This is a genomic window from Knoellia sp. B-D-2 (genome assembly GCF_057714695.1).
In genome coordinates this window covers 1380195-1397503 of sequence record NZ_CM173189.1, presented here as the reverse complement: position 1 = coordinate 1397503, position 17309 = coordinate 1380195, and the positions used below count along the sequence as shown (strand labels likewise).

Here is a 17309-nt window from a genome sequence, read left to right as displayed (position 1 = left end):
CCAGGCGCGGTCGCGCCGGTGAACGGGGGATGACGCCTTGTCGACGCCTCGGGAGTGGGTCGGTCGGGACGCCCCGTGCGGCGTGGTGGGACGCTGGAGGCGTGACGTCGTACGCGGACGCGCTGGACACCTTCTTCGCGGGGCACCCGGAGGCGAGGTCCATCGCAGCGGCGGTCTCCGTCATCGTCGAGGAGCTCGGGCCACACACCGTGCGGGTGTCGAGGAGCCAGGTGGCCTTCCGTCGCCGACGCGCCTTCGCACGGCTGTGGCGGCCCGGCCAGTACGTGCGCAGCGCGGTCCCGGTCGTGCTCTCCCTCTCCCTCCCGCAGCGCGACGGCTCGCCCCGGTGGAAGGAGGTCGTCCAGCCGAGCCCGCACGCGTGGATGCACCACCTCGAGCTGCACACCCCGGAGGAGGTGGACGGGGCGGTCCGCGACTGGCTCGTCGCGGCCTACGACGCCGCCGGCTGACGCCGGTCGGTGGTAGGCAGGGGGCATGTACCTCGAGAACGTCGTGGTGGACGCGCAGCAGCCCCAGCGGCTCGGCCGGTTCTGGGAGGGGCTGCTCGGGTGCTCGACCCTCGTCGACGAGCCGGACGCGTTCGAGACGCGGCTGTCGGTGCCCGACGGGCCGACCCTCGACCTGTGCTTCCAACGCGTCGGGTCGCCGCCGGCGCCGAGCCCGCGGCTGCACCTCGAGGTCCACGGCGGGGACCCGCAGTCCCAGGACGCCGTCGTGCAGCGGGCCCTCGCGCTCGGTGCCCGCCACCTCGACATCGGGCAGCGTGACGTCCCGTGGGTCGTCCTCGCCGACCCGGAGGGCAACCCGTTCTGCGTCATGGAGGACCGGCCCGAGTACGCCGTGTCCGGGCCGCTCTCGTCACTCCCGCTCGACAGCTCCGACGTCGAGCGCGACGTCCGCTTCTGGTCCGAGCTGTCCGGGTGGGTCCCGACCGACAGCGCGATGCCGGGCGCCCTGCGACACCCGAGCGGGCGGGGACCGCTGCTCGAGCTGTGCCCCGAGCGCCGGACCGCGGCTGCGGCGGAGAAGAACCGGGTGCACCTCGACCTCCGCCTCGAGGCCGGCGACGACGCCGACGAGGCCGCTACCCGGCTGCTCGACCTCGGCGGCGCCGTGCTCGACCACAACTGGGGCGACCTGCCCTGGCGGGTCTACACCGACCCCTCCGGCAACGCGCTCTGCATCCTGCCCAGCCGGTCCGTCAGCGACTGACGCGCAGCACCCCGGACCCGAGCATCGTGTCGATCCCCTCGGCGACGAGGGCGTCCGCCTCCGGGTGCGCCCCGAGGACGCGCACGACCGCCGCCGTCGCCTCCGACACCGTCACCGGCCGGTCCGCGAGGCGCCACACGACCTCCCCGACCGGACCGAGCCGGACCTGCGTGTCCCCGACGAGCACGAGCGTGCCGCCCTCCCCGTGGACCGCGTCGACCCACGGCGCGCGGACGACCGGCGTGTCCGTCCCCAACGGGGGAATTGGCGAGTTGGGGACGGACGTGGAGGAGGGGCCGGGGGTGCTCGTCCACGGCTCGCGCGGGCAGGCGCGCTCTCGCTCGGTCGTCCCGTCGAGCAGGCCGCGCACGATGTCGACGCAGTCGCCGATCTCGCGGTAGCGCAGGACGTACGGTCCCCCCGACGTGCTCGCGAGCCCGGCGAGCCGGCGCAGCGGTCGCTCGAGGAGCGGCAGCGACGAGGACTGGGCGATGGCCGCGAGGAGGGCGTCGACGAGCGGCAGCTCGACGAGCTCGGGCACCTCATGGGCCGGGTCGCGCTCGAGGACGACGAGGCCGTGGAGGTATGCCGTCCCCGTCACCTCTCGCAGCCCCAGCTCGTCGGGGCTCAGCTCGTGCTTCTCCCGCGGCGTCGCCGGGTCGGTGACGACCGACACCGGCTTGGGGTAGGGCGTCACGCGGCCGTCGGACTCGACCGCGACCGTCTCGTCGCTGAGGTAGCCGAAGTGGCGACCCAGGGTCATGGCCGCCGTCGACTTGCCCGCGCCCGAGGCGCCGACGAGGGCGACGGCGCGTTCGCCCTCGCTGAGCCCGACCGCGTGCAGCAGCACCGCCGACCCTCGCCGACGGCGCAGGGACGCCAGCGTCACCGCGCGCGAGACGGCATACGGGTCTGAGGTGGAGACGGGGAACGGGAGGACGCCGTCGTCGCCGGCCGCGGCGCCCGGGACGCGGCAACGTCCCCAGAGCTCGTGGAGCCGGTCGCGCTCGGGACGGGGCAGCGCGACGGTGTCGAGGCTCCATCGCGCCCCGAACGCGTCGATCACCCAGTCCCCGGTCACAGCGCACATCGTGGCAGGTGGCCCCCCGCGGGGAGTCATACTGGGAGGCGCGCGACCGCGAACGGAGGAGCCTGACCATGACCGACACCGACGTCACCCCGGACGCGACGGCCCAGGTGGCGCTGCTCGAGGCCATCGGCGGGGTGCTCGGGTCCGTCGACGAGGTGCAGTCATACCTCGACCGGGTGGTCGACGCGGTCCGTCGGCACGTCACCGGGTGCGACGAGGTCGGGATCACCCTGCTCGTCGACTCCCGGCCCCGGACGGCCGCCTACTCGACCGTCGACACCCTCGAGGTGGACGCCGTCCAGTACCAGCTCGACGAGGGTCCCTGTCTCGACGCCGCCCGCCTGCGGGGCGAGTTCGTCGCCGACCTCGGTCTCCCCGACGAGCGGTGGCCGCGGTTCGCGCAGGCGGCCCGCGCCGACGGGGTGCGCTCCGTCATGGCGCTTCCGCTCGTCAGCGGTGACGAGTGCGTCGGCGCCCTCAACCTCTACGGCCGCGAACGCCATGCCTTCGACGCGTTCGAGGCCGGGCTCGCCCGCATCGCCGCGGCCCGGGCCGCCGACGCGATCGTCGCCGTCATCAGGCTCGAGGGTGCCCAGCGGCTCGCCGGCCAGCTCGAGCAGGCCATGGCCAGCCGGGCCGTCATCGAGCAGGCGAAGGGGGTGCTGATGGCTCTGCGCGGCATCGACGAGCACGCGGCGTTCGACTGGCTCCGGATGACCTCGCAGAACCGCAACGTCAAGCTCCGCTCGATCGCCGAGCAGGTCATCGCCGGTGTCACCGGCATCAGGGGCGGCCTGGGCACCTCCGGCGCCTCCGGCGACAGGTCTCCCACCGGCTGACGAGGCGCCGCGCACTAGAGTCGGCTCATGGCCCGCCCGCACCTCGCCGCGCTCATGGAGGACGCGTGGAACCGTCGCAAGGGCGACGTCCTGCGCGAGCGCGGCTGGGGGACCAAGATCGTCCCGCACACCGGGTACGGCAGCGCCGGCTTCATCCGGGTCCTCGCCCGCGTGCTCATGTCGCGGGACCCGATGCGCCAGGCCTCCGGGGACGCCGCCGGGAGCGTGCAGTCGCTGAAGTCGGCGGAGGACGAGGCCCGCGGCTGGCGGGCGTTCGTCACGACCCCCGCGATCGACGTCCCCGTGACCGTGCGCATCGGTGAGCGCGAGATCGACGCGCGCACCGACCGCTCCGGCCTGCTCGACCTCGTCGTCCACGGGCACGGACTCGGCCCCGGCTGGCACCAGGTCGAGCTCACCTCCCCCCACGCCCGGCCCAGCACCGCGTCGGTCCTCGTCATCGGGGCGCGGCAGACGTTCGGGATGGTGAGCGACATCGACGACACCGTGCTGTCGACGTCGCTGCCGCGGCCGTTCATCGCCGGGTGGAACACCTTCATCAAGGCCGAGGGCACCCGCCGGCCCGTCCCGGGGATGGCGACCTTCTACCGCGAGCTCCTCGACTCGCACCCCGGCATGCCGGTCATCTACCTCTCGACGGGCGCGTGGAACACCGCCCCCTCGCTGACCCGCTTCCTGCGCCGCAACGGCTACCCGCCGGGGCCCATGCTGCTCACCGACTGGGGGCCCACCCACACCGGCTGGTTCCGGTCGGGGCAGGACCACAAGCGCTCCGCCCTCGCCCGGCTGGCCCGTGAGCTGCCGCACGTCACCTGGCTGCTCGTCGGGGACGACGGCCAGAACGACCCCAAGCTCTACACCGAGTTCGCGACGCGACGCCCGGACGCCGTGCGGGCCATCGCGATCCGCCAGCTCAGCGTCGGCGAGCAGGTCCTCTCGCACGGCATCCCGGTCGCCAACGACGACCTCGCCCCGGCGCCGACCCAGGACATCAAGGCCCCCGTCGTGCGGGCCCCCGACGGCTACGCGCTGGCCCGGCTCGTCGCACCGATCGTCGAGGGTGACGTCGTCGACCCCGAGGCGGGGGCCCGCGCACTCGAGGCGTCCGACATGTGGGGCGTGTGAGCGCATGCCCGAGCTGCCCGAGGTGCAGGCCCTGGTCGACTTCCTCGCGACGCGCACCGCCGACCTCGCCGTGACCGGTGTCGAGCTCGGGTCGTTCTCGGTGCTCAAGACCTTCACCCCCCCGCCCGAGGCGCTCGTCGGGGCGCCGGTGGAGTCGGTGTCGCGCCACGGCAAGTTCCTCGAGATCGACTGCGGCGGCACCCACCTCGTCTTCCACCTCGCCCGAGCCGGCTGGCTGCGTTGGTCGGAGACGATCACGCCGAACCTGCTGCGTCCGGGCAAGTCGCCCATCGCCCTGCGCGTCCGACTGTCCGACGGGTCCGGCTTCGACCTCACGGAGGCGGGCACGAAGAAGTCGCTCGCGGCATACATCGTCTCCTCGCCCGCCGACGTCCCCGGGATCGCGCGGCTGGGTCCGGACCCGCTCGCGGACGCGTTCTCGCTCAGCGGGTTCCGCGAGATCCTCAGCGACCGCAAGCACCAGCTCAAGGGCGTCCTGCGCGACCAGTCGATCATCGCCGGGGTGGGCAACGCGTACTCCGACGAGATCCTCCACGTCGCGAAGCTGTCCCCGTTCGCGATCGCCGCGAAGCTCGACGACGACGAGACCGAACGGCTGTATGCCGCGCTGCGCGAGACGCTGTCGGCGGCGGTCCGCGCCGCGTCGGGCAAGCCCGCCGCCGAGCTCAAGGACGCCAAGCGCTCCGGGATGCGGGTCCACGGACGCACCGGCGAGATCTGCCCCGAGTGCGGCGACACGGTGCGCGAGGTGTCGTTCGCCGACTCGTCCCTGCAGTACTGCGCGACCTGCCAGACCGGCGGGAAGCCGCTCGCCGACCGCCGCACGAGCAAGTTCCTCAAGTAGCCCCCGCGAAGGTCCGTCGCACCTGAACGACGCGCATTCCCGGACCCAACGGTGCATGCTTCTCCCATGGACCCTCGTCCGATGAGTGAGGCCGCGAACACCTTCACCGGCATCGACTCCGTCCGCACGCAGGGTCTGGCGCGGACCGCCGTCGTGGTGGGCGTGGTCCCCTGGTGGCTCGCGGCGGTGCTCCACGCGGGTCCGCTGGTCGTTCGTGAGGGCAGCCTGGGACTGCAGGTCGCCCTGCGGGAGCTGTTCGCTGCGCCGATCGTGCTGCTTCCCGCGCTCGCCGTCCTGCTCTTCGTCGCCGCGACCCGAGCCGTGGCCCACGTCGCCCTCGACCGCGTGGCTCAGGCGGTCGTCGTGGCCAGTGTGGTGTTCGCGGGCGTCCTGGGTGTCCTTTTGCTCGTCGGGAACGCGACGTTCGGCGCCGACGGTCTGTGGTTCTACGCCCACTGGGCCGTCGCAACCGCGTACCTGGGGATGGTCGCCGTCGCTGCGGGGGTACGGGCGTCCTGACCACGCGGAGCGCACCCGGCGAAACGCCACGGCTGCAGGCGGCGGAGTCACGAAGGTTAGGCTCGTCGGCATGAGCGACTACCCCCAGGTCCAGGTGGCCGACCTCGCCGACGACGCGCCGATCCTCGACATCCGCGAGCAGGACGAGTGGGACCGCGGGCACGCCCCGGGCGCCGTCCACATCCCGATGGGCGACCTGCCCGCGCGGGTCGACGAGCTCGCGCCGTTCCTCGACCGCGACGAGCCGCTCGTCGTCGCCTGCCGCAGCGGCGGTCGGGTGACGCGGGTCCTGCCGTGGCTGGAGCAGCAGGGCTACGAGGTCGCCAACCTCGACGGCGGGATGCGGGCGTGGCACTTCGCGGGCAAGCCGCTGGAGACCGTCGACGGGAGCCGGGCGCAGGTCCCCTGACCCGGGCTGCCCTCACCCTGGCGCGGGCTGAAACGCGCTCGTCACCGTCACCTGGTCGGGCCTGAGCCACGGGCGCACAGTGGCGAGGATCCCGTCAAGGGTGGCGCGGTCGAGCAGCGTGACGTGCACCTCGAGCCCTCCGGCCATGGCCCGGCTCCCGCTCGCGAGGACGCCGAAGCGCGCGTCGACCGCCCGCTGGGCCGCGAGGACGTCCGCCTCCGTGGGGAGGTCGCGCTGCTCGACGCAGAGCCCACCCGGCCAGTGGCGTCGGAGCTGTGACCGGGCCGCGTCGGCGTCGCCCGTCACGAGGACGTTGAAGAGCGAGGACCCGTCCGACACCCAGGACGCGACGTAGCCGTCGATCGTCGGCAGCAGCTCGACCAGGGCGTTCTGTTCGTCGTGGGACCCGGCGCCGGGCCGACCGCCACCGGCGTAGGGGTCCTCACACAGCTGCGGGAACGACGGCTCGGACGCGGCGGGCGCTGGTAGGCCCACCGGGGGTGTCGCGCTGACCGCACGGCTGAGGGTCAGCGCCCCGTCCTCGCCCGCCTCGGCATCGAACCGACCCGCCACCCACACCTCCCCGGACGTCCACGTCACCCCGTTCGCGCGCTCGTGGCGCAGCACCTCCCAGTCGAGCTCACCGACGATCGTCGGGCCGCCGCACTGGGGTGGGTAGGACTCGGCCACGCCGCCGAGGCACAGCTCCACCGGGGCAGTCGGACTGTCCTGCATGAGCATCCCGTGCGCGACGACCTCTCCGGACGGGTCGACGACGACCGGCGTGGCGCCCGGTCGGCCCGGACTCGAGGGCCCGGACGCCGGCGGCGGCTGCTGCGCCCCGCACGCGCCCACGAGGAGCGCGGCGAGAAGTGGGACGGCGATCCTCGTCCGGGTCATCATTCCTCCTGATGTCTGCTCTTGGACGCGGCCGAGGTCCTTCCGGTTCCGCACGGTGTCCGCGCGGCGGGCGACACCGCATACTCCCTCTTCGGATGTATGCCGTCCGGCCTAGACGAGCGGATACGGTGCGATCGTGGACCCCATCCGTAACCCCTATGCCCCCGGCGCCGGCCAGCGCCCACCCGAGCTCGCCGGTCGAGACGAGCAGCTCGACGCCTTCGAGGTCGTCCTCGAACGTGTCTCCCGGGGACGGCCGGAACGGTCGATCGTCCTCACCGGTCTGCGCGGCGTCGGAAAGACGGTGCTGCTCAACGCGTTGCGCTCGGCGGCGGTGCGCGCCTCGTGGGGGACCGGCAAGCTCGAGGCGCGCCCGGACCAGTCACTGCGTCGGCCGCTGTCGTCCGCCCTGCACCAGGCGGTCCGTGAGCTGGGGCACCCCGGCGACGACGAGGTGCAGCACGTGCTCGGGGTCATCAAGGCGTTCGCCCAGCGCGACTCACCGGCCGGGGCGAAGCTGCGCGAGAGGTGGAACCCCGGGATCGACGCCCCGGCTGCCTCCGGCCGCGCGGACTCCGGCGACATCGAGATCGATCTCGTCGAGCTCCTCACCGACGTGGGCGGACTCGCGTCCGACACCGGCCGTGGCATTGCCGTCTTCATCGACGAGATGCAGGACCTCGGACCTGACGACGTCTCGGCGCTGTGCGCGGCCTGCCACGAGATCTCGCAGTCGGGCCTGCCGGTCATCGTCGTGGGTGCCGGGCTCCCGCACCTGCCGGCGGTCCTGTCGGCGTCGAAGTCGTACTCGGAGAGGCTGTTCCGCTACTCGCGAATCGACCGGTTGCCGCGTGCGGCGGCCGACGCGGCGTTGGTGGTCCCGGCTCGCGAGGAGAACGCGGCCTACGAGCCGGAGGCTCTCGACGCGATGTACACCGCGACGGGCGGGTACCCGTACTTCATCCAGGCGTACGGCAAGGCGGCGTGGGACCGGGCTCCGTCGTCCCCGGTGACCGCGGAGGACGTGAGGGTGGCCGCGCCCGAAGCCGAGTCGGAGCTGGCCGTCGGCTTCTTCGGGTCGCGGTTCGAGCGGGCGACGCCGGGGGAGCGAGAGTACCTGCGGGCCATGGCGGACGTCGCGCTCGCGATGAGCGGGGCAGGCGAGGAGGAGCTCGACGACATCGAGTCGGTGCCGACCTCCGACGTCGCCGCCCACCTCGGGCGCAAGACGCAATCACTGTCGCCGGCGCGCGACGCCCTGCTCAAGAAGGGCCTCATCTACTCCGGGGAGCGCGGCCGGATCGCCTTCACCGTCCCCCATTTCGGACGCTATCTGCGAGAGCAGACCGCCTGAGCCACCGACTTCGCCATTGACGTGCGGACCGCCCTTTCACGACCTTCGCAGTCCCCCCTCTCCCGGGCCGCCTGATCGAAAGCGAAGCGGTCCGTCCCCAGCAAAGCGGTGTTCGTCAGCGGCGGGCCCAAGTTTCTCCTATGCTGTGAACGTCTCCGTCAACCTGTCTGCAGGCACGGTCAACCACATCCCCTGCGTCGGATCGGCGCAGGGGATCGTGGTGTCCCGAGACCTTCGTGGACATCCGGCCAGTTCAGGGACCGTAAGACGCACGGAAGAGCCGTTTTTCGAGGTTCGACGTGAGGTCCGGCGGGGCCAATGTGACGAAAGTGGTTGCGCCCCTCGAAATAGGCGTTACAGTCAGCACTGCATCCAATCGCGCGAAGCCAAATCTGCGGGTTCGCCACATGGAGGGGGTGCGGGTTTGCAGACAACACACGACACAGGAGACACACATCATGGGTAAGTACACCCGCCGCGGCGCTACCGCCTTTGTGGCTGGCGCTGCAGTTTTCGCTATGGCCGGCCCGGCCATGGCCGCCGACTCGGTCCCGTTCCAGGACGACGAAGACGCGATGGTCACGCAGAGCGACGACTTCAGCAACACGGAGCACCTCTTCCGCGTTGCCGGTCCGAGCCGCATCAGCACCGCCATCAAGCTCAACAACTCGTCGACCAAGGAGTGGGGCGACGACGCGATCATCGCTCGCGCCGACGACTTCGCCGACGCTCTCTCGTCCGGCCCCCTGGCCGACGTGCTCGACGCGCCGCTCTACGTCTCGAACCCGGGTTCCAGCATTGACGCTCGCGTCATCGCCGACATCCAGGCCAAGGGCATCACGCAGGTCACCATCGTCGGTGGCACCGGTGTCTTCACCGAGGCCGCTCGTGCGCAGCTCGAGGCCGCAGGCATGGACGTGACCCGCCAGCGCGGTCTCGACCGTTACGAGACGGCTGTGGGCATCGCTCGCCGCACCGTCAACCAGGTCGGCCTGGAGGACCCCACCGTCCGCACGCGCGACGTCAACGTCTACCTCGCCACGGGCATGGACTTCCCCGACGCGCTCGCCGCCGGTGCCGCTGCTGCGGACAACGACGGCATCGTCCTCCTCACCAAGGACAAGACGATGGAGCGCTTCACGACGAACTTCCTCACCCGTCAGTGGGACACGCTGTACCCGGACGAGCAGGGCATCGAGATCCACACCGTCGGTGCACAGGCTGAGGCCGCGGCCAAGTCCGAGTTCGAGGACATCGCCGACACCAACTCCGGCAAGAACCGCTACGCGACCGCCGTCCTGCTCGCGAGCAAGTTCAAGAACGACGTCGACAAGATCGCCGTCACCTCTGGTGAGAACTACGCCGATGGCGTCGTCGCCGGTGCCTGGGTTGCGAACCACGACGGTCCGCTCCTCCTGACCCGCAACGCGTTCCTCTCCCCGGAGACCGCTGCGTTCCTCGGCACCGAGGACATCACGGATGGCGACACCGACATCGTCGTCGTCGGTGGCACCGGTTCCGTCTCGCAGAACGTGAGCAACCAGATTGCCGCCACGATGACCTGGTGATGATCTGATCATCAGCACGTCATGCAGTTCTGCTGCATAGAACACCAGCGATGCCGTCGTCCCGAAGGGGGCGGCGGCATCGCTGCGTGTGTCCACGCGTGTTTCCGGCGCGAACCCCGGTGCGAACGGTCGGGTCGGGCCTATCCTGAGGGTGCCGAGACCCGAAACGGCGCGAGGTGCGTATGGCACAGAACAATGAAGCAGTGATCGAACGTCTCATCGCCTGCATCAACGACCGGAAGGTCGAGGTCATGGACGAGCTGTTCCACGACGACGCGACGATGGACTGGCCGCAGTCGCGAGAGCGCGTCAACGGCGCGGCCAACCGGCGGGCCATCTATGGGGCCTTCCCCCAGCTGCCGACGATCACGCCCAGGCGCATGACGAGCGCCGGTGATCTCGTCGTGGCGGAGGCGACCCTGGACTACGGCGGACCCGTCTACGAGACCGTCTTCATCTTCGAGCTCAGCGACGGCAGGATCCGCAAGGAGACGGCGTACTGGAGCGAGCCCTTCGAGCCGCCCGCGTGGCGGGCGCAGTGGGTCGAGACCTTCTAGCGGCCACCTGAGCGGCGCGAGAGGGCCGGGATCTCACGGAGCTGGTGCAGCGAGCCGTCCGCGAAGGGAGCGCCCCAGGGCGGAGCCCACCAACAGACCGAGCGAGATCGCGATGGCAACCCCGAGCGCGCCCAGGGCGACGTCGGTCGCCGACGCCCGGCCTGCCGCGAGCTCGCTCACCCCGACGAGGCCCAGGCTCCCGGGCACGAGCAGCCAGAACGCCGGCAGGAAGAGCACGAGACGGGGGACCTGGGGTCGCCGGAGCTCGACCACGCTCGCTCCCAGACTGGCCGCGATCGCACCGAGGAAGCCTCCGAGGCCGACTGAGCCGAGCTGCTGCCCGGCGACCTGGGCGCCGAACGCCAGGCTCAGCACGAGCAGCACCCACCCCTGCATCCGCAGCGGCACTCCCTCCATGAGGCAGATGCTCAGCCCGATGAGCAGCAGGCCGACGGGAGCGCCGACCCACCCGATGTCGTCGACGCGGAGGTTGGCCAGCGTCGACGCCGGAACCCGGAGCAGTGCGGCGGCCATGAGCAGGCCCAGCGCGAACAACCCCAGCTGCACCAGGCCGTAGGTGAGCCGCGCCGACCCGGCCTGCATGTGGCCGGCGGCGAGCTCCGAGACTCCGTTGACCAGCAGTGCGCCGGGCAGGAGGACCGCCAGCGGTGGGAGGACGGTGCGCAGCGCTCCCTCGAGCAGGCCCGCGTCGGCCGCCGCGAACACGGCCGAGGACACGACGAAGGCGGCGAGGGTGGGCAGCAGCGCGTTCACCACCTGGTACCGCTCGGCCAGCTGCACGAGCGCGAAGACGACGACCCCGCCGACCGCGGCCGCGACGAGGTTGGCCCATCCGGGTTGCAGGATGAGCCCGATCCCGACGGCGAGCACCGGCCAGGCCAGGGCGACCATCCACGGTGGGGACCGGACCGGACGCTGCGCGACCGCGGCGAGCTGTTCCCTGGCGGCGGCGGGCGCGAGCTCGCCCTGGAGGAGCTGGTGGCGGATCCGGCGGACACTGGCCGACTGGTGCAGGCGCAGACCGCGCGGTGCCGACCGCTGCGTGGCGGGGCCCCCCTCGGTCAGGGTGACGATCAGACCGGTGGGACCCACTGCGGTCTGGACGTCGGGGTAGCCGAGGTGGACGCCCACCTCGGTGAGCTCCTCCTCGATCTCCTGCACCGGCTGCCCGGTCGCGATCATGGCGGTGCCGAGGTGGGCGAGGAGGGCACGGGCCTGCGTGGCGTGGTCCTCGTCAGCAGGGCTGGGTGGGGGCATCAGGGCGTCAGGGCGTGTTGTCGTGGTCTTCGCGGCTCACCATGCGCGTCATCATGTCAACCGGCCCACTGGTAGGAAAGGACGCGTGCCGATCCTCCCAAGGAGCGTGACCCCCGGCTGGTCACCGTGCGCCGCGGCGGAACGCTGTCGGACGATGACCCCGAGGACGCGGCGTCGGGGCGTGCGCGGGAACGGCAGTGGCAAGCGTGACCGGCTCCCGGACGAGGTGCGTGAGCTCGTCCTCGACGACCAGCGTCGCCGCAGCGCCATCTGTTGCAACGTCTTCGACGACTGAGCTCAGCCGTCGCTCCGGCCCAGCGAGGTGCAGACACAGGCCCGGTTGCCGTCCTGGTCGGCGAGCACCGTGAAGGCGGGCGCCTCGGAGTCGTCGACGACGACGGCGCCCGCGGCGACGGCTGCCGCGATGCGCGCCTCGGCCACCTCGGGGGCGACCCACACGTCCACGTGGAAACGCTGTCGGGGCGTGTCGTGATCGTCGGTCTCCTGGAACCACAGCAGCGGCACCCGCCGGAGCGGGTCGCTCACGTCGGCGCTGATGGTGCCGTGGCCACTGGCCTCGGTGCTCCCGGTGAGCAACGCGGCCCACACCGGCGCGATCGTCGCGGAGTGGGCCGTGTCGAGCGCGAGCTCGATCGTCGTGATTCCGGCCGGGTCGGCGACGAGACCGTGCTCCGCGGCGAGCCCGGAGATCCGGCGCGCGAGGTCGACGTCGCGCTGGGTGACCCACTCGACGACGTGCACGGCGCCCTCCGTGTCGCGGTAGACCGCGTCGCCGCCGATGAGCGCGAGGTCGACGGACCGCTCACCGAGCGTCACGCGGGGATGGTGGCCGACCGCCTCCCCCACCTCGGCGACGGCCGCGACGACGGCGGCGCCCTGCGCGAACGAGCCCACGGCGAAGCGTGCGTGGAGCCCCTGGGCGAGCTTGCGCCAGTCGGTCAGCCCGGCGTCCGCGATCTGCTGGTTCGTGAGCATGTCTATGGACCGACGCTACCCACCCGGACCGACGGGTATCCCCACCACCGACCCCCGGCGGCCGGGAGCCGGAAGCCGCCGTCGGTGTCGGACCCGTGTGCTTCGATGAAGGATGCTCCTCGGAGTGCTGGGACCCTTGACCCTCACGGTGGCCGGCGCCGACGTCCCGCTGCGCGGACAGCGTGCCCGTGACGTGCTGGCCGTCCTCGTCCAGCGTCGTCCTGCCGCCGTGCCCGCCGAGGTCCTGCTCGACCTGGTGTGGGAGGCGCAGGCGGCCGCCCTGACGGTCGCCGCCGTGCACACCGTCGTGGCCCGGGTCCGCAGCCAGGTGGACGCTCGGCTCATCGAGACCGCCACGACGGGTTACCGGCTGGGCACCTCCGTCGCGGTCGACGAGGACGACTTCGCTCTCCGTGTCGGACGCGGGCGGGAGGCGCTGACGAACGGCGACCCCGGTGCGGCCAACGACGCGCTGCGCGCAGCCCTGGCGCTGTGGCGAGGACCGGAGGCGTATGCCGGGGTGACCGACGCGCTCGTCGAGGCGGACCGTGCCCGTCTGGACGAGCTGCACTCCGCGGCGACGGAGCTCCTTGCCACTGCACTGCTGTCGACGCAGGACCCGGCAGGCCCGGCCGAGGCCCACGGCCTCGCCACGCACCTCATCCACCGCCACCCCCTGCGCGAGCGCCCGTACGCGCTCGCGATGCACGCGGCGCACGTCATGGGCCGCCAGGCCGATGCCCTCGAGACGTACCGCCGGCTGCGCCACCGGTTGCACGAGGACCTTGGCGTCGAGCCCAGCCCGGAGCTGGCGGCCCTGCACGCCGACGTGCTGGCAGCACGTGACCCCAGCCACCGGCTGGCGCCCGGTCCGACGCCGCGCGGGCGAGCAGCGATGACCCCGGTCGTCCGTCCGACCACGCCGACGATCGGCCGCGCCTCCGAGATCGGCGTGGTCGTGGACGCCCTCGCGCAGGGCCACCGGCTCGTCACCGTCGTCGGCCCCGGCGGCGTCGGCAAGAGCCGACTGCTCGCCGAGGTGGGGACCGAGCTCGCCCGGCAGGGTCGAGGCACCGCGTACCTCGACCTGGCGCCGGTCGGGGACGCCGGGGTGGACGAGGTCGTCGACGCCCTCGCACGGTGCGTCGCGGTCCACGACACCGGCCCGGTGACCCTGGACGCCGTCGTCGCGGCCCTGCGACCCGTCGAGCTCGTCGTGCTCGTCGACGAGGCGGAGTGGTCGCCCGGCAGTGTGGCGTCCGTCGTCTCCACCCTCCTCGTGGGGTGTCCCGGCATCGCCGTGGTGCTGACGTCGAGGGTCCCGCTCGACGTGCCCGGCGAGCGGCGCGTCCTGCTCACCCCCCTGGCGCTCGCGCCGGAGGGGGCCTCCGCGAGCGTCGTGGCCACGTCACCGGCCGTCCGGCTGCTCGCCGACCGGCTCACCGACCACGCCCCCGACCTCGACCTCACCGAGACCGACCTCCTGCGCCTCGGTGACATCGCCCGTCGCGTCGACGGGCTGCCGCTCGCATTGGAGATCGTTGCCGGGTATGCCGCGTCCCGCTCCGTCGCGGACCTCCTCGCCCTGACGCTGCGGCCGCTCGACGTCGCGGCGACCGAACCCGGGCGGACGAGCCGCCACCGGTCGCTGCGCGAGACCCTCCTGTGGAGCGTCGACCGACTCGACCCGGCACGGCGGAGGGTGTTCGGATGTCTTGGCGTGTTCGCAGGGCCCTTCGACCTCGGCGCGGCCGAGGCCGTCGCCGAGGACGTGGGGACGGACGTGGCCGAGGCGGTGCGCAGCCTCGTCCGGGACGCGCTCGTGCAGGTCGACCGCGACGGTGACGTGCTGCGGTTCCGCCTGCTCCGCACGGTGCGCGAGCTCGCGTGGGAGAACCTCGGCGAGGAGTCCGAGCGGGCGAGGACGCGGACGAGGCACCGGCGCTGGTTCGCGAGTCGGTGGCGCGGCCACGCGCGCAGCGACGCCCTCGTCGAGGACGTGCGGCGGCACTACGGCGACCACCTCGCCGCGCTGCGATCGGCCCTCGAGGAGCGAGACGGCGAGACCGCCGGCGACCTCGTCCTCACACTGACGCAGTACTGGCTGTTCGGGAGCTGGAACGGGCCGGGCCTGCGGTGGACCACCCGGGCCATCGAGAGCGGCGTCCTGTCACCGCTGGAACGGGCCCGCGTCCAGGTGCAACGCGCCTCGCTCGCGCTCGCGGTCGAGCCCGCGCTGGTCCACCGGGACGCGGACGAGGCCGCCCCGGTGCTCGCTGCCGCCGACGACCGCCACTGGCTCATCACGGTCTACACGGCCCGGACCCTCGAGCTCTACGCCAGCGGAGACCGGGCCGGGTCGGTCGTGGCGGCGGGTGACGCGGTCGCACTGGCCCGCACCACGACGCCGGAGCGGCTCGCGGACGCCCTCGGCGTCCAGGCCCTGGCGCTTGCCGCGGCCGGTGATGCCGAGGAGGCGAGGGTCGCGGCGGACGAAGCGCTGGCGATCGTCGCTCGGGGTGGGTCGTCCGCCGCGCGGATCTCGGTGTGCAGCAACGTCTCCCTCGCTCTCCTCGACATCGGCGACCCCGGCGGCGCCCTGGCCCTGCTCGACGACGTGGCCGCCGAGATCCCCGGCCTGCTGGGCGGCGCTCCCGACTTCTTCGCCCTCAACACGGGTTGGGCCGCGCTGGGGCTCGGCGACGTCGGCCGCGCGGCGGAGGCCTTCCGCCTCGGGCTGGGCTCCGCGAGCCTCCCGGTCCGCAGCACGGCCGAGGGCTACTCCGGCCTCGCGGCCTCCCTCACGCTCGCCGGCGCTCGCGACGGATGTCGAGCGGTGGCGGCTGCGGCGGCCCTGTCGGGCCGGGTCGGGCTCGTGCTCACGCCGGGGCAGGCGGTCTCCGTCGAGCGGGCGCGCGCGTCGTGCGTCGACGGACCGCCGGAGTCGTTCACCGCGTGGTCAGACCGCCACCTGGTGGCGCACCTGGGTGAGCTGACCACCCCGGGCGTCCAGTGACGTCCCGGCGGGTCGCGCCCGCACGGACCGCTCCAGCGCCGCGAGAGGAATGCGGAAGTGGTCCCGGTCGGCGGGATCGGCGTGGAGCCCGAGACGGGTGAGCCACGTGCGGATCGGGCGGTTCTCCCCGCTCACGTCCGCGACGAACTCGCGGATGTCGGCAGCCCGCGCCGACCGCGCCGCCTCCTCGACGAGCAGGCGCCCGACCCCGACCCCGTGCCACGCGTCGACGACCTCGACGGCCAGGTCGGCGACCGCCGCCTCGCCCGGCAGGCGCAGCCATCTCACCAACCCGACGGGTCGGCCCCCGACCTCTGCCACGTGTGCCGCGTGCTCGCGCTCGCGCACCTCGGTCAGACGCCGCAGCATGGACGGGCCGAGCCGCGGGACGCCGGTGTGGAAGCGCAGGAACCGCGACCGGGGCGAGAGCCCGTCGAAGACGGCCTGGACGGTCTCGGTCTCGCCGCGCTGCAGCGGTCGAAGGGTGGGCGTGGACGACATGGCGGGCTCCCTGCGTGGACGGTGTGTTCCGTCACCGTGCGGTGGCCTCCGGTCATCGACCTGTCACGAACCTGTCGTCGTCCCGCCCGGGGCCTTGGGGGGGCGCTGCCCTAGCGTGATCGCCATGGCTGAGCACCCGGCATACCTCCACACCGTCCTCGACGGCGAGCGTCCGCGCGAACTCGCCGAGTTCTACCGGCAGCTCCTCGGGCTGGTCTACCGGGCCGGTGACGAACCCCCGTCGGACGGCAGCCCCGACGACGCCGAGTGGCTCGTGCTCACGCGACCGGACGGCACGCGCCAGCTCGCCTTCCAGAAGGTGGGCGAGCAGGCCCGCACGACGTGGCCCGACCAGGCAGTGCCGCAGCAGCTGCACGTCGACTACGTCGTCGACGACGTCGAGGCGCTCGAACGGCACAAGGACACGGCGTTGCGCCTGGGAGCCGAGCTGCGGCTCGACCGCACCGACGACGAGAACGAGCCGCTCTACGTCCTCGCCGACCCGGCCGGGCACCCGTTCTGCCTGTTCGTGGGCTGACCGTGGCGACCCTGACCGTCCATCCGCCGCCCGCCTGCGGCGGGCGGCCCGGACCGGTGGGCGTCCCCTGGCAGCCTGCACGAACCCGCGATCGCCGTCATCGACCGCTGACCTGTCGGTGAACACCCGTATGGTCGGTCGATGGACACCACCGAAGCGGCCACCGTGTTGCGCGCCAAGGAGCAGGACGTGCTCGACGAGCTGGCGATGGTCACGCGGCCACTGGGGGACGCGGGGTCGATCTCCTTCGGCAAGCGCATCGGCGAGGGCACGTCGCTCGCCGTCGACCGGCTGACCTCGGTCACGGTGCAGGAGGGACTCCTTGCCACGCTGGCCCAGGTGAGGGTGGCGCTCGCGAGGACCGAGGACGGGTCGTACGGCACGTGTGAGGTGTGCGGCCAGCCGATAGGGCCGGAGCGGCTCGAGGTTCGACCCTGGGCGCTCCGGTGCCTCGCCGACAGCTGACCGTGTGGCACGGTTGCCTGGTTGATCGGTCGAGC

Annotated in this window: 19 protein-coding genes; 14 read left to right on the top strand and 5 right to left on the bottom strand. The window is 72.7% G+C overall.

The window, feature by feature from the left end; all coding sequences use genetic code 11:
• Positions 1-101: 101 nt before the first annotated feature.
• Together AC3EU2_RS06715 and AC3EU2_RS06710 are read left to right on the top strand one after the other, a co-directional pair.
• Positions 102-470, top strand: coding sequence for a DUF5655 domain-containing protein (locus AC3EU2_RS06715; protein WP_488178939.1), 369 nt, complete (start codon positions 102-104; stop codon positions 468-470).
• 25 nt (positions 471-495) lie between these two features.
• Positions 496-1233, top strand: a complete 738-nt coding sequence (locus AC3EU2_RS06710; protein WP_488178938.1) for a VOC family protein — start codon at positions 496-498, stop codon at positions 1231-1233.
• On the opposite strand, the gene AC3EU2_RS06705 is transcribed toward AC3EU2_RS06710, so the two are convergent.
• Positions 1223-2314, bottom strand: coding sequence for a phosphonate C-P lyase system PhnL family protein (locus tag AC3EU2_RS06705; protein WP_488178937.1), 1092 nt, complete (start codon positions 2312-2314; stop codon positions 1223-1225). The two genes, AC3EU2_RS06710 and AC3EU2_RS06705, sit on opposite strands and share 11 nt — an antisense overlap.
• A 77-nt stretch (positions 2315-2391) precedes the next feature.
• Here AC3EU2_RS06705 and AC3EU2_RS06700 point away from each other — a divergent pair, with 77 nt between their 5' ends.
• The 5 genes from AC3EU2_RS06700 to AC3EU2_RS06680 all read left to right on the top strand — a co-directional run bounded on the left by AC3EU2_RS06700 (position 2392) and on the right by AC3EU2_RS06680 (position 6101).
• Positions 2392-3162: a GAF and ANTAR domain-containing protein gene (locus tag AC3EU2_RS06700; RefSeq protein ID WP_488178936.1), complete on the top strand. Its 771-nt coding sequence runs from the start codon at positions 2392-2394 to the stop codon at positions 3160-3162.
• A gap of 27 nt (positions 3163-3189) precedes the next feature.
• Positions 3190-4308: an App1 family protein phosphatidate phosphatase gene (locus tag AC3EU2_RS06695; protein ID WP_488178935.1), complete on the top strand. Its 1119-nt coding sequence runs from the start codon at positions 3190-3192 to the stop codon at positions 4306-4308.
• Positions 4309-4312: 4 nt separating this feature from the next.
• Entirely contained in the window at positions 4313-5173 is an 861-nt protein-coding gene (locus AC3EU2_RS06690; RefSeq protein WP_488178934.1) for an Fpg/Nei family DNA glycosylase, read from the top strand.
• An 81-nt stretch (positions 5174-5254) separates the two neighbouring features.
• Positions 5255-5692 (top strand): hypothetical protein, encoded by a 438-nt coding sequence (locus tag AC3EU2_RS06685; protein ID WP_488178933.1) that lies wholly within the window; start codon positions 5255-5257, stop codon positions 5690-5692.
• A 70-nt stretch (positions 5693-5762) separates the two neighbouring features.
• On the top strand, positions 5763-6101 hold the full coding sequence (locus AC3EU2_RS06680) for a rhodanese-like domain-containing protein (RefSeq protein WP_488178932.1): 339 nt from the start codon (positions 5763-5765) through the stop codon (positions 6099-6101).
• Between the two features lie 12 nt (positions 6102-6113).
• Here AC3EU2_RS06680 and AC3EU2_RS06675 read toward each other — a convergent pair whose 3' ends face one another.
• Positions 6114-7001, bottom strand: coding sequence for a hypothetical protein (locus AC3EU2_RS06675; RefSeq protein WP_488178931.1), 888 nt, complete (start codon positions 6999-7001; stop codon positions 6114-6116).
• A 136-nt stretch (positions 7002-7137) separates the two neighbouring features.
• On the opposite strand from AC3EU2_RS06675, the gene AC3EU2_RS06670 reads away from it, so the two are divergent.
• The 3 genes from AC3EU2_RS06670 to AC3EU2_RS06660 all read left to right on the top strand — a co-directional run bounded on the left by AC3EU2_RS06670 (position 7138) and on the right by AC3EU2_RS06660 (position 10480).
• The gene (locus AC3EU2_RS06670; RefSeq protein WP_488178930.1) at positions 7138-8355 is read left to right on the top strand and encodes an ATP-binding protein; all 1218 of its coding nucleotides are present in this window, start codon (positions 7138-7140) and stop codon (positions 8353-8355) included.
• A gap of 518 nt (positions 8356-8873) precedes the next feature.
• Positions 8874-9923, top strand: coding sequence for a cell wall-binding repeat-containing protein (locus tag AC3EU2_RS06665; RefSeq protein WP_488178929.1), 1050 nt, complete (start codon positions 8874-8876; stop codon positions 9921-9923).
• Positions 9924-10126: 203 nt separating this feature from the next.
• The gene (locus AC3EU2_RS06660) at positions 10127-10480 is read left to right on the top strand and encodes a nuclear transport factor 2 family protein (protein WP_488178928.1); all 354 of its coding nucleotides are present in this window, start codon (positions 10127-10129) and stop codon (positions 10478-10480) included.
• A gap of 33 nt (positions 10481-10513) precedes the next feature.
• On the opposite strand, the gene AC3EU2_RS06655 is transcribed toward AC3EU2_RS06660, so the two are convergent.
• On the bottom strand, positions 10514-11758 hold the full coding sequence (locus tag AC3EU2_RS06655) for a threonine/serine exporter family protein (RefSeq protein WP_488178927.1): 1245 nt from the start codon (positions 11756-11758) through the stop codon (positions 10514-10516).
• Positions 11759-11912: 154 nt separating this feature from the next.
• On the opposite strand from AC3EU2_RS06655, the gene AC3EU2_RS06650 reads away from it, so the two are divergent.
• Positions 11913-12053 (top strand): hypothetical protein, encoded by a 141-nt coding sequence (locus AC3EU2_RS06650; protein ID WP_488178926.1) that lies wholly within the window; start codon positions 11913-11915, stop codon positions 12051-12053.
• Between the two features lie 2 nt (positions 12054-12055).
• On the opposite strand, the gene AC3EU2_RS06645 is transcribed toward AC3EU2_RS06650, so the two are convergent.
• Entirely contained in the window at positions 12056-12754 is a 699-nt protein-coding gene (locus tag AC3EU2_RS06645) for a VOC family protein (RefSeq protein WP_488178925.1), read from the bottom strand.
• A 124-nt stretch (positions 12755-12878) separates the two neighbouring features.
• Here AC3EU2_RS06645 and AC3EU2_RS06640 point away from each other — a divergent pair, with 124 nt between their 5' ends.
• Positions 12879-15770, top strand: a complete 2892-nt coding sequence (locus AC3EU2_RS06640; RefSeq protein ID WP_488178924.1) for an ATP-binding protein — start codon at positions 12879-12881, stop codon at positions 15768-15770.
• Here the strand turns inward: AC3EU2_RS06640 and AC3EU2_RS06635 are convergent.
• Positions 15714-16271, bottom strand: a complete 558-nt coding sequence (locus AC3EU2_RS06635) for an N-acetyltransferase family protein (protein ID WP_488178923.1) — start codon at positions 16269-16271, stop codon at positions 15714-15716. The genes AC3EU2_RS06640 and AC3EU2_RS06635 overlap by 57 nt on opposite strands.
• A gap of 124 nt (positions 16272-16395) precedes the next feature.
• Between AC3EU2_RS06635 and AC3EU2_RS06630 the strand changes: the two genes are divergently transcribed.
• On the top strand, positions 16396-16809 hold the full coding sequence (locus AC3EU2_RS06630; protein WP_488178922.1) for a VOC family protein: 414 nt from the start codon (positions 16396-16398) through the stop codon (positions 16807-16809).
• 141 nt (positions 16810-16950) lie between these two features.
• On the top strand, positions 16951-17274 hold the full coding sequence (locus AC3EU2_RS06625) for a TraR/DksA family transcriptional regulator (protein ID WP_488178921.1): 324 nt from the start codon (positions 16951-16953) through the stop codon (positions 17272-17274).
• Positions 17275-17309 lie beyond the last annotated feature (35 nt).

Bases quoted from the DNA above. Each gene is read 5' to 3' on its own strand.
- AC3EU2_RS06675 (WP_488178931.1), bottom strand. From the start codon at position 7,001: ATGACCCGGACGAGGATCGCCGTCCCACTTCTCGCCGCGCTCCTCGTG.
- AC3EU2_RS06680 (WP_488178932.1), top strand. From the start codon at position 5,763: ATGAGCGACTACCCCCAGGTCCAGGTGGCCGACCTCGCCGACGACGCG.
- AC3EU2_RS06685 (WP_488178933.1), top strand. From the start codon at position 5,255: ATGAGTGAGGCCGCGAACACCTTCACCGGCATCGACTCCGTCCGCACG.
- AC3EU2_RS06625 (WP_488178921.1), top strand. From the start codon at position 16,951: ATGGACACCACCGAAGCGGCCACCGTGTTGCGCGCCAAGGAGCAGGAC.
- AC3EU2_RS06650 (WP_488178926.1), top strand. From the start codon at position 11,913: ATGACCCCGAGGACGCGGCGTCGGGGCGTGCGCGGGAACGGCAGTGGC.
- AC3EU2_RS06635 (WP_488178923.1), bottom strand. From the start codon at position 16,271: ATGTCGTCCACGCCCACCCTTCGACCGCTGCAGCGCGGCGAGACCGAG.
- AC3EU2_RS06690 (WP_488178934.1), top strand. From the start codon at position 4,313: ATGCCCGAGCTGCCCGAGGTGCAGGCCCTGGTCGACTTCCTCGCGACG.
- AC3EU2_RS06655 (WP_488178927.1), bottom strand. From the start codon at position 11,758: ATGCCCCCACCCAGCCCTGCTGACGAGGACCACGCCACGCAGGCCCGT.
- AC3EU2_RS06630 (WP_488178922.1), top strand. From the start codon at position 16,396: ATGGCTGAGCACCCGGCATACCTCCACACCGTCCTCGACGGCGAGCGT.
- AC3EU2_RS06695 (WP_488178935.1), top strand. From the start codon at position 3,190: ATGGCCCGCCCGCACCTCGCCGCGCTCATGGAGGACGCGTGGAACCGT.
- AC3EU2_RS06700 (WP_488178936.1), top strand. From the start codon at position 2,392: ATGACCGACACCGACGTCACCCCGGACGCGACGGCCCAGGTGGCGCTG.
- AC3EU2_RS06645 (WP_488178925.1), bottom strand. From the start codon at position 12,754: ATGCTCACGAACCAGCAGATCGCGGACGCCGGGCTGACCGACTGGCGC.
- AC3EU2_RS06710 (WP_488178938.1), top strand. From the start codon at position 496: ATGTACCTCGAGAACGTCGTGGTGGACGCGCAGCAGCCCCAGCGGCTC.
- AC3EU2_RS06665 (WP_488178929.1), top strand. From the start codon at position 8,874: ATGGCCGGCCCGGCCATGGCCGCCGACTCGGTCCCGTTCCAGGACGAC.